The organism is Methylomonas sp. 2F7 (assembly GCF_057126975.1).
The window spans coordinates 2635012-2651022 of sequence record NZ_CP195203.1; the positions used below are offsets into that span (position 1 = coordinate 2635012).

12 protein-coding genes are annotated in these 16011 nt (G+C 52.2%); 5 read left to right on the plus strand and 7 right to left on the minus strand.

What is annotated here, in order from left to right:
- Window positions 1-74: 74 nt before the first annotated feature.
- The 3 genes from ACR64Q_RS11705 to ACR64Q_RS11715 all read right to left on the minus strand — a co-directional run bounded on the left by ACR64Q_RS11705 (window position 75) and on the right by ACR64Q_RS11715 (window position 2531).
- A complete protein-coding gene (locus ACR64Q_RS11705; protein WP_197026928.1) occupies window positions 75-230 on the minus strand; it encodes a hypothetical protein in 156 nt (51 codons plus the stop codon).
- 79 nt (window positions 231-309) lie between these two features.
- The gene (locus tag ACR64Q_RS11710; protein WP_026601021.1) at window positions 310-1437 is read right to left on the minus strand and encodes a GNAT family N-acetyltransferase/peptidase C39 family protein; all 1128 of its coding nucleotides are present in this window, start codon (window positions 1435-1437) and stop codon (window positions 310-312) included.
- Window positions 1434-2531 carry a DUF2817 domain-containing protein gene (locus tag ACR64Q_RS11715; protein WP_313734883.1) on the minus strand — a complete coding sequence of 366 codons (1098 nt, stop codon included), beginning with the start codon at window positions 2529-2531 and terminating at the stop codon, window positions 1434-1436. Before ACR64Q_RS11715 ends, ACR64Q_RS11710 begins: the two co-directional genes overlap by 4 nt.
- A 162-nt stretch (window positions 2532-2693) precedes the next feature.
- Here ACR64Q_RS11715 and ACR64Q_RS11720 point away from each other — a divergent pair, with 162 nt between their 5' ends.
- The 4 genes from ACR64Q_RS11720 to ACR64Q_RS11735 all read left to right on the plus strand — a co-directional run bounded on the left by ACR64Q_RS11720 (window position 2694) and on the right by ACR64Q_RS11735 (window position 7097).
- A complete protein-coding gene (locus tag ACR64Q_RS11720) occupies window positions 2694-4172 on the plus strand; it encodes a RimK family protein (protein ID WP_026601023.1) in 1479 nt (492 codons plus the stop codon).
- On the plus strand, window positions 4169-5077 hold the full coding sequence (locus tag ACR64Q_RS11725; RefSeq protein WP_026601024.1) for a carbohydrate kinase family protein: 909 nt from the start codon (window positions 4169-4171) through the stop codon (window positions 5075-5077). Before ACR64Q_RS11720 ends, ACR64Q_RS11725 begins: the two co-directional genes overlap by 4 nt.
- Before the next feature lie 401 nt (window positions 5078-5478).
- The gene (locus ACR64Q_RS11730) at window positions 5479-6015 is read left to right on the plus strand and encodes an REP-associated tyrosine transposase (RefSeq protein WP_036276871.1); all 537 of its coding nucleotides are present in this window, start codon (window positions 5479-5481) and stop codon (window positions 6013-6015) included.
- A 524-nt stretch (window positions 6016-6539) separates the two neighbouring features.
- The gene (locus ACR64Q_RS11735) at window positions 6540-7097 is read left to right on the plus strand and encodes a hypothetical protein (RefSeq protein WP_026601026.1); all 558 of its coding nucleotides are present in this window, start codon (window positions 6540-6542) and stop codon (window positions 7095-7097) included.
- Window positions 7098-7654: 557 nt separating this feature from the next.
- Here ACR64Q_RS11735 and ACR64Q_RS11740 read toward each other — a convergent pair.
- Entirely contained in the window at window positions 7655-8884 is a 1230-nt protein-coding gene (locus ACR64Q_RS11740; RefSeq protein ID WP_026600850.1) for an IS256 family transposase, read from the minus strand.
- A gap of 357 nt (window positions 8885-9241) precedes the next feature.
- The gene (locus ACR64Q_RS11745) at window positions 9242-10126 is read right to left on the minus strand and encodes a LysR family transcriptional regulator (RefSeq protein ID WP_313734886.1); all 885 of its coding nucleotides are present in this window, start codon (window positions 10124-10126) and stop codon (window positions 9242-9244) included.
- A 155-nt stretch (window positions 10127-10281) separates the two neighbouring features.
- On the opposite strand from ACR64Q_RS11745, the gene ACR64Q_RS11750 reads away from it, so the two are divergent.
- The gene (locus ACR64Q_RS11750; RefSeq protein ID WP_026601028.1) at window positions 10282-10860 is read left to right on the plus strand and encodes a beta-class carbonic anhydrase; all 579 of its coding nucleotides are present in this window, start codon (window positions 10282-10284) and stop codon (window positions 10858-10860) included.
- A gap of 506 nt (window positions 10861-11366) precedes the next feature.
- Here ACR64Q_RS11750 and ACR64Q_RS11755 read toward each other — a convergent pair.
- Both ACR64Q_RS11755 and ACR64Q_RS11760 read right to left on the minus strand, forming a co-directional pair.
- A complete protein-coding gene (locus ACR64Q_RS11755) occupies window positions 11367-12374 on the minus strand; it encodes a cytochrome-c peroxidase (protein WP_026601029.1) in 1008 nt (335 codons plus the stop codon).
- A 124-nt stretch (window positions 12375-12498) separates the two neighbouring features.
- Window positions 12499-16002, minus strand: a complete 3504-nt coding sequence (locus ACR64Q_RS11760; protein ID WP_313734890.1) for a response regulator — start codon at window positions 16000-16002, stop codon at window positions 12499-12501.
- Window positions 16003-16011 lie beyond the last annotated feature (9 nt).

The window sequence follows — 16011 nt, forward strand, 5'->3', positions numbered from 1 at the left end:
AAGGTACTGTTGTTGCAGGGCAATGTCAATTTCGGTGCAGCGGAGCGCGTCCGAAAATGCTGATCGAGCGGAATTTAGGGTTGCACAGCAGTAGTTGACGGGATTTGAGCAGTATCCGCACTCTGCTGATGCAGATAAGAACCGCCGACTAGAAAAGTCAGCACCAATAGATACAAAACTGCGGCAATATTTTTAACTTTCTTGCTGTCGTCGTGACGCTGGTTGTTCATGAATTAAAGTCTCGTGAATATATAGGCTGTTACCGCAATTGTAACGCTTGCGCAATCAACTTAGAATGAAAAGCTCGAACTAAGCGCTCGGCCAAACAATGACCGCCGTCCGCAACCGCGATTTACCAAAACAGGACATGCGATCAAAATCCTCGCGGGCAATCGGAATAAACTGGCAATCCAGCTCACTCTGCCGGCCATCGTCCGGGTCGGAATCATGCATATACAAACAATCCTTATCAAAGCCACTCATCACTACCCAATGCGGGGCTTTTTTGCGATCCATCGAAAAGGTACTGATCAAGATTAAAGGTATAGCCCCGGCTTCGAAGGCGGCTATCAAATCGTTTTGCGTAATGTTGGCGTAATGTATCGCCACGCCCTGCTCCGCCGCTTCGCGCTTGAAGCAGGTATCGACCAACTCGACAATTTGCTTTTTATCCTCGCTACGCACGCTATCGATAAACAAGGAGCCGGTTTGATTGATCCAGACTTCCACTGAGAACCTTCGACGCTTGGCCGCCAGCGCCAAACCTATCGGATGGCAACCGCCGTGCCCGGAGGTCATAAAAATCGTCGTCGCTTCGCGCCATAACTCGATTTCCTGTTCGCGCGACGGCAAATAACTTTTATTTAAGGCGTGCATCGCCATCATTAAGGCCGCCGGGCCGCAGGTAAACGGCGTGGTTTGCCGCAGCCAATGCACCGAGCGATGCTGAGGCGTATCGCGGTAACGGCGAATGCGTTTTTGGTAACGCAACGCATCTTTATGATCCTGATAATAATCCCGATACAAGCCAAACTTTTGAAAACCCAGTGCCTCGTATAAACGGATGGCCGGGGTGTTATCCACGCTAACTTCCAGGCGCAGATATAGGCGACCGTCGTCGCGGGCCGCTTGCTCACCGGCCAACATTAAAGTCTTGGCTATGCCGTTGCCGCGTAGTTGTGGCGCCACCGCCAGCGAATAAATCCGCGCCAAGCGGGTGCCGGGATGATAAATGATCAAAATATAGCCGGCCACCAGCCCCGCCCATTCGGCTAACAACAGCGCGCGATGATCGGAACTCAACCAATGCCGAAAACTGCGTCGGCTTAATTTATCGGTAGCGAAGCTGGCATTTTCCAAGGCCACCAAGCCCTCCAGATCGGTACTTTGCGCCGGGCGCACCGCCAACTGGTTCGCTAAGGCCGGTAAAGCGGTCACGACGATACTCCGCGCAGCGCCTGACCCAGCACTTGCCGAGCGCGAAATAACACCATTTCCTGCCAGGCATTATCGTTGGGACAGAAATGCTGGCGCATCACCATGCTATGAGCGAAACGTTGATCGTGATTATCCTCCAAAGCCCAAAGCTGGTGATCGCGCAGCAGGATTTCAAACAAGTGGTCGGTGCTGTAAGTGCCGAACTCCAGCGTCACGTAACAACTTTGCGGATTCATGTTCGCGTGCCACAGATAATCCAACAAGCCCAGTTTCGGCACCGAGCTGGAAGTACCCGCTAAAGGCAAGGTCACCGAATCGCCGTACCAGCTTTGCGCAACCGCCGCGCCGGCGCTGTCGGGTTGATGGTCACAAATAATTTCCCCGTAGCCATAAGGCCCCAGACCGGTATGCAAATCCACTACAGCCAAGCAGCGTTGGCCCAGATTGTGACGTTGAATCAAATCCTCGCAGACTAGGCGCCCATGGGCCGGCGCTATGCCACCAAAAAACGGCCCGGACGGGTCGCGGTATTGTCCGCCGCTGATGGCTTTTTCCAACGCGACTCTGCCGTATTCCTGGGTAAAATCGGCAAATGCCTGCTGTCTTTGCCCCGCATCCGCCACGAATAGCCAATCCCGCAGTTTGTCGTAATCAGGGTTATCCGGCAAAGACTGCGAAAAATCCACCGCATTGCGATTTAAATCCACACCGTCGGCATCACACCGCCGCGACCAGGCATAACCCCAAGGCGTCAGGGCGTGAATCAGCAATATCGCCGTGTCGCTCGGAATGTCCAGCTGGCGCTTGCTTACCCCTTGCAGCAAATCAAGCTGTATCGCGCTGCCCGCAAAGCCTTCCACGCCGTGCGTCGCGGCGATGACCACGACTAGGTTGTCGGCATTTTCATCGCCTATCCAGGCAATATCGGTCAGCAAAGATTCGCCGTCCGGCCCGAGTCCGGCGCATTGATAAATCTCATGCCGCACCGGCTGTTCCATCTCTGTGATTAGCGACAAACAAGCCTGGCGGGCACTAGCATAACTAGCCTGGAATACGCTGGTATCGATTTCGGTGCCGAATGGGGACAAACTCATCTGCATACTCAAATGTTCGGAGACAGTAATTGTACAGTGTGGCAAACCCCCAAGCCGCAAGCAATAGGCAGTGTTAACAGGGATTGCAGAATTCGACTTGTCTTAAAACTCGACTGGTTTCAAAATCCCCGCCTAACATAAACCTACCGGGCACTTTTTACCATGGCAAGCACGCTGCTGGTCGTTGACGACCTTTCGGATTGGAATCCTTATTATCCTAGCGACCAAGTCGTCAGCTTTGAAGATTATCTGGCCAGCGAACAAACTGACCCCGATCAACGGGTACGGGTGATAAACCTGTGCAGCAGCTACACCTATCTATCCGACGGCTATTATTGTTCGCTGCTGGCCGAGGCCCGCAATCACCATGTGATTCCCTCGGTCAAAGTCATCAACGACTTGGGCAAAAATGCCTTGTATCGGCTGCAACTGGAAGACTTGAACCAGCCGCTGGCGCGCGCCTTCAAACATCAAAACAAAAACGGCGAATTTACCCTGCACAGCTATTTCGGCACGACACCGGAACCCGCTTTTCAGGAATTGGCGCGGCTACTGTTCGAGCGTTTCGCCTGCCCGATACTGGAAATTGCTTTGCGCTTTGACCAGCAATGGCAAATCACCGATCTTAAAGCCGTTTCGCCCAGGCAACTGGACGATGCGATGCAGACCTTATTTGCCGATGCGCTGGATCGCTTTAGTAAAAAGGTCTGGCGGAAAAGCCGAGCCAGAAAGACCGCGCGTTACGATTTGGCGATTCTGATCAATCCCTCCGAGCAACTGCCGCCCAGCAATCGCGGAGCGCTGAAAAAATTTATCGATGCCGGCCGGCAACTGGGTATCGATGTGGAGTTAATTACGCTGAATCATTACGGCCGCCTGCCGGAGTTTGACGGTTTGTTTATCCGCGAGACCACCGCCATCGACCATCATACCTACCGTTTCGCAAAAAAAGCCGAAGCAGAAGGCTTGGTGGTAATCGACGACCCGACGTCTATCTTGCGCTGCGCCAACAAAGTCTATCTGGCCGACCTGTTTCGCACCCATAAAGTACCCTCGCCAAAAACCTGGATCTTGCACAAAGGCAATACCCAACACCTGGACAATCTGGAAGCCATCGCCGGTTATCCGGTGGTGATTAAAATTCCGGACGGCTCGTTTTCGCGCGGCATCGTCAAAGTGCATAACCGCCAGGAACTGGAAAGCAAAGTCGCCGAGTTATTCGAACAGTCGGCGCTGTTGCTGGCCCAGGAATTTTTGTACACCGATTTTGATTGGCGCATCGGCATTTTCAACCAAAAAGCCTTGTATGCCTGTCGCTACTTCATGGTGAAAAACCATTGGCAGATTTACCGGCATGGCGCCAAGCGTACCGACAGCGGCAATTTCGATACCTTGCCTACTTTTGAAGTACCCAAAGGCGTACTCGACGCCGCGTTAAGAGCCACGCAACCGATAGGTAACGGCCTATACGGCGTCGATGTCAAAGAGATCAACGGCAAAGGCTATGTGATTGAAGTCAATGACAACCCCAGCATCGATAGTGGCGTAGAAGACAAGTATCTGGGCGATGAATTGTACAAAGCCATCATGGGCGAATTCCTACGGCGGATGGACAACCGCAGCAAGGGCGTTGCGCAATGACATCAACACCACTCGACGTGCTTTGTATCGGCCATGCCAGTTACGATTTGGTGTTTTCCGTGCCGCATCACCCCGGCGCCGATGAAAAAATCGTCGCCGACGACTTGCTGGGCTGCGGCGGTGGACCAGCTGCCAACGCCGCCGTCACGGTCGCCAAACTAGGCGGCAAGGCCGGTTTTTGCGGTTATTTGGGTACTGATGTGTACGGCGACAGTCATTTACGGGAGTTGCAAGACCATGGCGTCGATACCCAACTTGTTGTACGCGGCGCATCGCCAACGCCGTTATCCACGGTGCTGGTCAAACCGAACGGGCAGCGCGCCTTAATCAATTACAAAGGGCAAACCAGCGCCTTGCCTGCCACCGCTATAGACTTTGACGCCTTAGCAGCAAAAGTGCTGTTGTTCGATGGGCACGAACCGCATATTTCCCTGCGCTTACTGAATCAGTTAACTCACCCAGTACCGACGGTGTTAGACGCCGGCTCGCTGCACGACGGCACGTTGGCTCTGATGGATAAAGTCGAATATCTGGTCTGTTCGGAAAAGTTTGCCGTGCAATATGCCGGCGATGAAAATCTTGCCTTATCCAAGTTGGCGCAAGTTGCCCCGGTGGTAGTTATTACCCTGGGCGAGCGCGGCTTGATCTGGCAACGCGGCCAGGAGCACGGCAGCCTAGGCGCGCCGCCTATCGTCGCGATAGACACCACCGGCGCCGGCGACGCCTTCCACGGTGCCTTTGCCTCCGGCCTTACCAACGGCTTGAGCTGGATGGAAGTATTGCGTTACGCCAGTGTGGCCGGGGCGTTTTGCTGCTCAAGGATAGGGGCGAGACCGGGTTTACCTAGCTTGAGTGAACATCAAAAGTTGCTGGCTAGCTGGTCAATGAACGGTGAATCAAAATAGAAAAGACACGAGGCTTTCCCTCTAGTCCTCTTGCCTACCCAACGATCAAGTGATGCAAATTAATGAGTAAGCGAGTGGAATTGATGCTTAGCGCCTGAATGGGAGGCCTGTTTTCAACCGCGCTCTAGCAAATTGCACTCTGATTGAGTTGTATCCAAATTCAAAACTGCTGTTCATTCAGGTGAATTGTTGGCCATCAATACCCATAGGATTGTGCAAGTGTAGAATGAGGTAAATTGGAAAGGGCGAATTGACTTAGTCGACCCAAAGAAGGCGAACCCGGTTTTCTAGTGAACGACTGGTCTAGCCTTTACAGCAGCCAATTAATCCCAGTAGTGGTTCAAACTGGCTGGAGGGCGGATAAGCGTAGCGTCATCCGCCAAATCGGTAAAACTTTTCTAATGCCAAACTATCGACGCAATCGCATTCCCGGCGGCACCTATTTTTTCACCGTTAACTTGCTTGAACGGAAATCGTCGCTACTGATCGAGCATATTGGAGAGTTACGAGAAGCGGTGCGAGTGGTCCGGGAAAAGCAGCCATTTCATATCGATGCTTGGGTGGTTTTGCCTGACCATATGCATGCGATTTGGACATTACCGGCCGGCGACGATCAATATTCCAACCGATGGCGAGCGATAAAAAAAGCCTTCTCGAAAGCGATACCTAAAACCGAATATCGCTCTGCAATCAGAATAAAACGCCACGAGCGAGGGTTATGGCAACGTCGATATTGGGAACACACCATTATCAATGATGCCGACTATGCGGCACATATGGATTACATCCATTACAACCCGGTCAAGCATGGTTGGGCAGTCACAGTTAAGGATTGGCCATATTCAAGTTTTCATCGGTTGGTCAAGATGGACATTTATCCGCTAAATTGGGCGGGGTTGGACTTGCCATTGTTGGAAGTGGGTAATTCGGATAATTGACGCATTATCGGCGGATGACGCTTCGCTTATCCGCCCTACGGCCCTGGGGTCGGTTTTCTCACTTGGGACAAAAGGAATCATTTTGTCCAAATTATCTTTCAACCATTAAAAACACACCCAGACTGTCCGAGTATCACCGCGATTTTTATCATGGACAGAAGCCATTTAATTCCTTGTTTATAAGCCAATCGAATTTGTCCAAGTTTTTATTGAAATGGGGCACTTAACGTAAAGTTTTTCAGTGTACCCCAGGGAATGTGTTGGACAAAGCAGAGACCCCGAGTACTCATTGCCTTAGACACGATATATCGTCACACACACGAAATATAGTAACAATTATCACTGATTCAGACCCAATCACGCGCTGCGCCTCGTCATAGATTGTCGGATAACTCATTGTAAAAACAAGATTTTACTTATCTCTCCAGAGGTCTGCACTCGCTTGGCATCCCATTTGAAATGGTATTGATAACTGCTGATTTGATCGCAGGATTTATTTTATAAATAAATTTGAGTAAACCACAATGAAACTAACAGGAACAGGTATCTCGTCTCATAACTTTTATTACTGGCAATGGTTCTCCGGCCAGGGTGCCTATCAGGAACTTACTGAAGCGGTGAAAGCTTGCAGAGATCCAGACTACTCGGAAAGGTGTCTAGACGCCGAATTTTCACGAATGCGTAAGATCTGGAACGACATGTTGCCAACTATCGGGTTTGATATCGCAAAAAAGATGGAGCATAAAGTCTCAAAGGCCATCTTCTTGATCCATACCACCGATAAGTTGGGTGACGGTATGGTTTGGAGTAGTATCTATCTGGTTCACCCAAAAATGACAGACTTCTCTGAGTGTCGCCTCATCGTAAACAGTGACGGGTCCGCGGGAAAATTTAAAACATGTCAGAGTCTTGACCGTACATTCATGACGGGAATGGACGTGAAATTCTGGGATCCTGATTTCGCTCACAAACAGCTGATCAAGAAGCCATTGCCGGCAACTCCCCCAGTGCTATCCAAGGTCGGCGGAACGAAATCAACCCGATTAGGCGCAATAATCCTCGATGACAAACAATTGGTATGACAACTCCTTCATTTTTCAGCCATAACCCGTAAGGCGGAAACCGACAGGCGTTCCGCCTTTTTGGAATCTGTTGACACCGGGTTTCGCAGCTTTTTGGCGGAACGCCTGTCGGCTTCCGCCCTACGATAATCCCAGGTTGCCGACTATCGCCGTAGGATGGTAATCAGCGTACACTGCAACATTCGCGATTGGTGCGGTTCTTAAACTCACCACGCCCTGCGTCTGCTATCGGTTGGGCGGTTGCCATTGGCAAGTTGTTTCGTCCGGCGATTTTTGGCTGGCTCCTGCCTATCAACGGTAGGGCCGTAGGGCGGATAAGCGGAGCGTCATCCGCCGCCTTAGGATCCCCTCGATGCATGACGCTATCGCTTATGCATCCTACGACTGCGGACGATTATATAGTGGCAAACGAACAGTTAGAGGTCATTGAAATTGCTTCAGCATGAGGCAGTTCTTGACCGATAGCCGCGCAAGCCCGCCAACAATACATAGATCCATTGCATTCAAGTCCAGGGCAATTGGGAGTGTCCCAAATTTTGTGTAAACGGTAGTTTGGTTTAATGGCTAGGGAAGCGATCTTCGAACTGAATACTAAACCGATTCAAAGCGGCTTTCCAATCGTAGACGGGCATGGTCCAATTTTGGCTGATATTGCGCAACGCCAAATAGAGCAGTTTGGACAAGGCGTCATCACTGGGGAAGACCGCGCGGTTTTTCATGATTTTTCTCAGACTTCGATTCACCGATTCGATGGTATTGGTGGTGTAGATCACCTTGCGAATCTCGGGCGGATAGTCAAAAAAAGGGATGATGTGCCCCCAGTTTCGTCGCCAGATGGGGGCGATCGTGGGATAGGTCTCCAGCCAGTTGGCCTCGAATTCGGTCAGCTTTTGCTCGGCTTCCCTCGCCGTTGCGGCTCGATAAATCTGCTTGAGGTCGTCGGCAACCGACTGGCGCCTTTTGTAGCTGACATAGTTGAGGCTATGACGGACCAAGTGGACAATACACAGTTGAACGGCCGCTTTGGGAAACACGGTTTCGATAGCCTCCGGAAATCCCTTCAGACCATCGACACAGGCGATAAAGATGTCGTTGACGCCACGGTTCTTGAGCTCGGTGACCACTTGCAACCAAAATTTGGCGCCTTCGCTTTGGGCAATCCACAGCCCCAGCACTTCTTTGTGGCCGTCCAGATTGACACCGATGGCCAGATAGACGGCCTTGACCCGCACGCTGCCACTATCGCGCACTTTGGTATGCAGACAGTCGAGGTACACAATCGGGTAAATCGGATCCAGCGGGCGGCTTTGCCAGACGCCCACCTCTTCGAGTACCGCGTCGGTCACCGAGGAAATCAAGGTGGGGGATACCTCGGTGCCGTAAAGCTCGAATAAATGGGCTTGGATTTCCCGTACCGTCAGTCCTCGGGCATATAACGAAATGATCTTATCGTCGAAACCGGTCCAGCGCCGTTGATGCTTAGGAATGATCTGCGGTTCGAATTCGCCATGACGGTCGCGGGGAATCTCGATAGGCAAGTCGCCGAAGTCACCTTTCAGCGTTTTCCGGCTTTTGCCGTTTCGGGCATTGCTGCTGGCGTTGGTCACCGCCTCATGCTTACCGTGGCCCAAGTGCGCGGTCATTTCCGCTTCCAGGGCCCGTTCGACTATCGCTTTGGTCAACTGCTTCAGCAGACCATTGGCACCGATCAGGTCCTCGGGTTTTTGATAGTGCGACATCAAGGCGTCGAGTAGGTCATCCGGTATGGCTTTTGATGATACGGTCATGGTTTCCTCCTTGTCAGGATCGGTAGTTTCCTACCTCAGGGCCGTTTACACAAAAATTCTTACACCCTCGCAAAAGACCGCGTGCACGAGCTTAAATGCTTTGAGCGGAGCATCATCCGCCATGTTGGCTAAGCCGCTCGGGGCGTGACATTATTGTTTATGCATGCGGTGATTGCGGACAATTTTAAGGCGGCACATGAACAATTTGGTGTCTTTGAAATGGCTTGATGAAAGCAAGTTGCCTTGATGGAGGCGAGGTTTCGAAGGCCAACGCCTTTCAATTTCCGATGTGGGTTTAGTTGCCGGCAGCCGACGCCCTCGATTCCGCTGACGCTGCATCAAGGCTACAAAAGCCGGCTAGCGCTCGAAATACGCCAACAAAAAATCGATAAACGTCGTCAATTTGGCCGGATAAAACCGCCGTTGCAGGTAGGTGGCGTAGATAGCGATCGCCGGTCGGCGGTATTGACTGAGGATCTCCACCAATTCGCCGCTTTGTAAATACGGCGCCACCGACAATCTCGGCGCTTGCACTATGCCCATACCCAGGGCCGCTGCCTGACATAGCGCGCGACCGTTATTAGACGCTAACACCCAATCGGATTTGATTTTTTTAAGTTCGCCGTCGACATTAAACAGCCAAAATTCGCCGTGCGGGGTATCGACATAGTGCAGGCATTGGTGATTACTCAGTTCGTCTATGGTTTGCGGACAGCCTTTTTCTGCTAAGTAGGCTGGCGAGGCATAGGTACACAATTCGGTCTCGGCAATCTTGCGCGCCACCACGCCCGGATCTAAGGTATCGGTCACTAGCAAGGAAATGTCGATGCTCCCTACCCGCAAATTCGGCGGTTTGTTGTCCAGCGACATTAAAATCTTCACTTCCGGATATTGCTTTAGATAACGTTCGATGGCCGGCACCATGTACATGCCGCCGAAATCGATAGGCGCGCTGATTTTAATGGTGCCTTTCACCCGCTCGCCCAATTGCGCGGTGGAGGCTTCCAAGTCGGCCAAGTCTTCCAGCAATTGCTTGCTGCGGTTGTAGTAGGCTTCGCCGGCACTGGTCAGGCTTAGGCTACGGGTGGTGCGATGTAATAGCACCACGCCCAGTGAAGCTTCCAGTTGGGCGATGTACTTGCTGATCATCATTGTCGAAAGCTTCGACTCTTTGGCAACAGCGGAAAACGTCCCGAGCTCGACAATCCGGCAAAAAACGCGCATGTTGTTAAACTTATCCATCGCAGCATCCAATATAAACTTAAAGTTTATATTTTATAAACCAATTAGCCTCTTTAAACCAGAATGTCGCTTGGCTACAATGCCGCCCGGAGATAGTCGTTACCCCGTCTGGTTTGCAGTTTAGGCCAGACGTTTTTTCATCCACCGAGGTTTTTATGAGCAAAATTCACAACGAAGTACTATTAGCCAACCGCGATTATGTATCCAGTTTCAACAAAGGCGATTTGGCTATGCCGCCGGCTCGTCAGTTTGCCATACTGACCTGTATGGATGCCCGGCTGGACCCGGCGAAATATGCCGGTTTATCCGAAGGCGACGCCCACGTGATCCGCAACGCCGGCGGCCGCGCCAGCGACGACGCGATCCGCTCTCTGGTTATTTCCTACAAATTACTCGGCACCAAGGAATGGTTTGTGATTCATCACACCGACTGCGGTATGGAAACCTTTACCAACGACATCATGAGCGACTTGTTGGCCAGCAGTTTGAAAACCGCCAGCGTCGATGCCACCGGCTGGCATGACAGCGGCGAAGGCCCCGGCTCAACAGACGGCAAATACATCAACTGGCTGACCATTAAAAACCAAGCCGAAAGCGTGTTGGAAGACGTCAAACGTATCAAAGCCCATTCGCTGGTGCCCAGCGATATTCCGGTTTATGGTTATGTTTACGATGTAAAAACCGGCCGTTTGATCGAAGTACCGGAAGCGACTGCTGCCGGCCAAGCCAGCTAACATTTGCTGCCAGCCTTTGGGGCCCGTGTTCTATTGCCAAATAGACAGGAGCATTCCCCTAGAAAGTGACGTTATAGACCTCAAAGTTAACCTACACTGACCAATGCGCTCCCGCAACTGCGGGAGCGCCCTAATCGCCAAAGATTGCGCCAGTCTGTCAAGCTGAATATCTGGCATAGATATGACGCAAACCACCTCTTCGCCCAACAGCGCAAAAATCTGCGCCGAATCTAATCTTTACGCACGATTTTGCCCAGCAACTTGGGATTGACACCGAAGCTCAACGCATTGTTTACCCGGCCCTATTGATAACCGGCATTCCCTTCGGGCTGAGCGCGTCGAAGCCAAGGCTGGTGTGCCCTTTTGGACACGTTCAGGGTAAACGGCATTTAAAGGCCGGGAATTATGTGCACTTAGCCTTGAGCCGCTTAAGCCCGCCACAAGGCCGTTGTCATGCCGAAAAAAAGGGGCCTTTCGGCCCCTTTTCTTTAGCTGCCTGCTAAAGCTCAGTTAAAGCTGGAACCCGGTGTTCCTGGCAATTGCGGCATGGTTTGCTCTGGGAATTCGCCGGTCAGCGCATTCAAAAACGCGACGACGTCAGCCACGTCGGCATCCGACAACTCTTGATTTAATTGCAATTTACCCATTAACCAAACAGCTTTATCCAAGGTTTTTACCGAACCGTTGTGCATGTAAGGTGCAGTCAAAGCCACGTTACGCAGAGTCGGAACTTTAAACATGTGCTCATCGCTTTCTTTTTTGGTGACTTCCGCCAAGCCTTTGTCTTTTTGGAAGTGGTATTGCGCTTCGAAGTAGCCGCTAGGGTTAACAGGGAATTTTTGGAATACCCCTGGGCCGTTAAAGGCCGGACCACTGTGGCAACCGGTGCAGCCCAATTCCACGGCTTTTTTCAGACCGCGTTCTTGCTGTTCGGTCAAGGCGCTTTTATCGCCTTTGACATATTTGTCGTAAGCGCTATTCGGTGTGATCAAAGTTCTTTCGTAGGCGGCAATCGCTTTGGTGGCGTTGTCTTTGGTAATGGCTTCGGCATCGCTACCGAAGGCCACTTCGAAAGCATGGCGATAGCCTTTAATGGTTTTCAAGCGAGCGACCACGTCATCCCAGCTTTTCATGCCCATTTCGATAGGGTTGGTGACTGGACCTGCCGCTTGCGCTTCCAGGCTGTCGGCGCGGCCGTCCCAGAATTGCACTTTGTTGAATGCAGCATTCCAGACCGTTGGTGCACTGCGGCCGCCGGTTTGGCCATTCACGCCCATGGAATTTGGCCGATTATCTTCGCCACCCAGCATGGTGTTGTGACAAGACGCGCAAGAAACGGTGCCCGTGGAAGACAGACGCGGATCGTGATAAAGCATTTTGCCCAGTTCAACCTTTTCGGGGGTTGTTGGGTTGTTGGCAGGCGCTGGCGCCGTGGTGGGCAGCGCATCTGCCGCCATAACAGACATCGAACTAGCCAGCGCTATCGCAGAAACCAGCATACGAAATTTAAACATGAGATCCTCCTAAGTAATTATAGTTAGCCTTGGGCTACCGAATTGTAAGATATTGACGCTGGGCAGGTAAATTAAATTGCATCGTCACCGAATGTAAACTGAAAAGCCGCGGACTAGACTGGCGTTAAAACTTTTGCAGCAACTCACTCAGTTGCGTCAGCGCCTCGTCGATGGCAAATCGGTCGATTTTTTTGGCGATCTCCTCCAACAAGGGCAAATACTGATGACCGGCCATACTACGCTGTAATTGCTCCAACATCGTTTCGGCCGCGCCTAGATCGCTTTCCAATAACTGCGACAATTTCTGCAAATCCGCCGCTATCTCGGCGTCGGCAACCGGTGCTGTAGGCTGATCCAGGCCGGACGTTTGACTGTCCGCCGCTGTTTGCAAGGCTTGAATTTCGCCGATTACTTTACGCAAAAATCCTTCCATGTGCTGCAAGTGTTCGGCGGGCGGAATTTGATTCTGCTTAAGTACAATATCGACGCCGGCGGCGGCTTCGAATAAATCCGTCGCCCCCAGATTGCCGCTGACACCTTTCAAGGCATGGCAACGCTCTTCAGCCTGCCTCAGTTCGCCGGCATTGATCAAGCCGCGAATCTCGGCAACCGCATCCGGGTAGTGTTCTTTAAAACGGTATAGCTGTTTGCGATAGGCATCCGGATTGCCGCCAATCCGGCGTATGCCTTGCACAATATCCAGGCTGGTCAAGGTTTGTAAATCTTCTGGATAATCGGCAATTTGATAAATCCGCGCCGCTTCCTGGCTCTGTCCGCCGTCGGCCGTGAGCGGAATCCAGGTCGCCAAGGCTTTGAACAACCGGTCGGGATCGATCGGTTTGGTGACATGATCGTTCATACCCGCCTCCAGGCTTTTCTCGACATCGCGGGCCATGGCATGGGCGGTCATCGCGATAATGGGCATAGTCGCATAGCGTTGATCGCCCTCGGATTGCGCCAAGGCCCGAATCTTGACGGTGGCTTGCAAGCCGTCCAGCACCGGCATCTGGATGTCCATCAACACCGCGTCGTAATGATGTTGCCTAACCATGGCGACCGCTTCCTCGCCGTTCATCGCTTCGTCAACCTGGATCTCGTGACTGCGCAGCAATTCGCAGGCAAATTCGCGGTTGATTTCGTTATCTTCCACCAGTAACAGCCGAATGCCTTGCAGTTGTTTGATACCGGCAATGTCCGCCCCGCCTAATTGCTTAAATTTATCCACCACCCCTAGCACCCGGCCGCGGCCCAGTGCGGATAGAATCGCATCCAGTAACGAGGACGGCGATACCGGCTTGATCAAAAAGCCATCAATACCGGCCCGGCCCGCCAAACGCATCACATCTTCGCTACCGTAGGCCGTCACCATGATGATCTTGGGCTGCTGCACCAGGCTGGTGTCGGCACGAATCTGCCTGATCGCCTCGTCACCGTTCATACCCGGCATTTTCCAGTCCATCAACACCACATCGAAAGGCTGATCGGCCGGCATATCCCGCAAAGCAATCAGCGCGGCGGCGGCACTGGCGGAACAGCTCACCCGCAACTGAAACGGCCGCAACATATCGCTGATGATTTCCCGGGAAGCCTCGTTGTCATCCACTACCAATACCCGCACCTCGGCTAGCAATACGCCTATGCTTCGCTCCAGCGCGTCTTGATGCAGCAAGGTGTCCGTAGCAACGCCCAAGCGCACGGTAAAACAAAAAGTTGTGCCCTGCCCCAGTTGCGACTGCTCGATCCAGATCCGTCCGTGCATCATTTCCACGAGGGTTTTACAGATGGCCAAGCCTAAACCTGTGCCGCCAAAGCGCCGGCTGGTGCCCTGATCGGCTTGGGTAAACTCTTGAAACAGTTTTTTCTGATCGTCTTCCGACATACCGATACCGGTATCTCTGACCGAAATCCGCAAATCGATAGTGCTGTCGGTTTTGGCCAGGCAATAGAAAGCCAGTTCCAATTCGCCGGCTTCGGTGAATTTAAGCGCGTTGCCGCAAAGATTGGTCAACACCTGACCGAAACGCAAGGGATCGCCCAACAATACCGGCGGAATTTGCGGGTCGTGACGGATCAGAAACTCAATACCTTTCAAGCCGGCTTGGTAACCGATCATATCGGCCAATTGCTCCACCACGCTATCGAAGCGAAATTCGGTTTCTTCCAGCGCTAATTTACCGGCCTCGATTTTCGAAAAATCAAGAATATCGTTAAGAATCCCCAACAAGGTACGCGCGGAACTGTGCGCTTTTGCCAAATAATTGCGTTGCGACGCGGTCAATTCGGTCTGCAAGGCCAAATGCAACATGCCCAGCACGCCGTTCATCGGCGTGCGAATCTCGTGCGACATATTCGCCAGGAACTGGCTTTTAGTCTGGGTGGCCGACTGAGCGGCATCCCTGGCTTCTTTCAACGCCAGCTCGGCCTGTTTGCGCAAGGTCACGTCCTCGTAAGTACTGACGAAACCGCCATCGGCTATCGGCCCGCCGCTGATCTCGATGACCCGATTATCCAACCTTTGCCGAGTAAAATTGTGCGGCTGAAAACGTCTTATTTCTTCCAGTAACTGCTTGAGTTCGGCATCGGGATTGCGGAAGCGCAACTGCGGATCGGTCAAATCGAACTGCATGAAATCGGCATGGTCCCTGCCCACTGCCAGCATACTTTCCGGATAACCGCGTACCTCGCTGAGCTTTTTATTCCAAACCAATAACTTTAAATTGCTGTCAAAGGCTATCAGGCCCTGCGACATGCTATCCAGCACTGTTGCCAGCATCACGCTGTTATGCGCCAATTTGGCGTTGATATCCGCCAACTCCGTCGTGCGGGCAGCCACGCGTTCTTCCAGACCTTCGTTAATGCTGGCCAATAGTTTTTCATTCTCGGCAAGCTGCCAGTTCAAGGCCAACAGTTCGCTATCGCGGGCTTCGATGGTGGCTATCATCGTATTAAAGGCTTGAATCAACGCCCCTAATTCATCGTTACTCTCTTGTGTGGCGCGCAAGGTGTAGTTTTTTTCACTGTTGATAGTCTCGACGGTTTTCTTCAACCTGACCAGCGGACCGGACACCACTTGCTGCAAACTGGAAGCCAATAGCAAGGCGAACAGACCGGATAACATCACAATACCCATCGCCGCAGCCAAAAAATCCCGCCACAAGGAATCCAGCTCCGCCAAACTGGAGGCTATCCAAACCCTTCCCAAGGTGCGACCGTCCAACGCTATCGTTTCGCTAACGGTGCAATATGCATCGTCGAATCGCGGCCGCTCGATAGCCGAAGACTCCGGATGTTGAGGCGGACAGGCCAAGCCGGGTTCGTAAAGTGCAAATAGCTGATTGGCGCTATCATAAATACAGGCCGAAACCACGCTCTGCTTGACGCTTAAAGCTGCCAACGTCGCGTTGGCGACACCGCTGTCATTGAAGGACAAGGCCACGGTACTGCGACTGGCGATGATACGGGCCAGAGAACTCAAATCCCGCCCCATATCCTGTTTGACCCGCATGTGTTCCTGGGCGATAAAACCGGCCCCCGCCAACAGCAGGGACAAGATGCTGGTTGCCAACATGATCAGCACCAACTTGGTTTTAATGGTCAGATCGCGTTTAAATTCAGCCTGGTTTGTCATGGGTTTCTG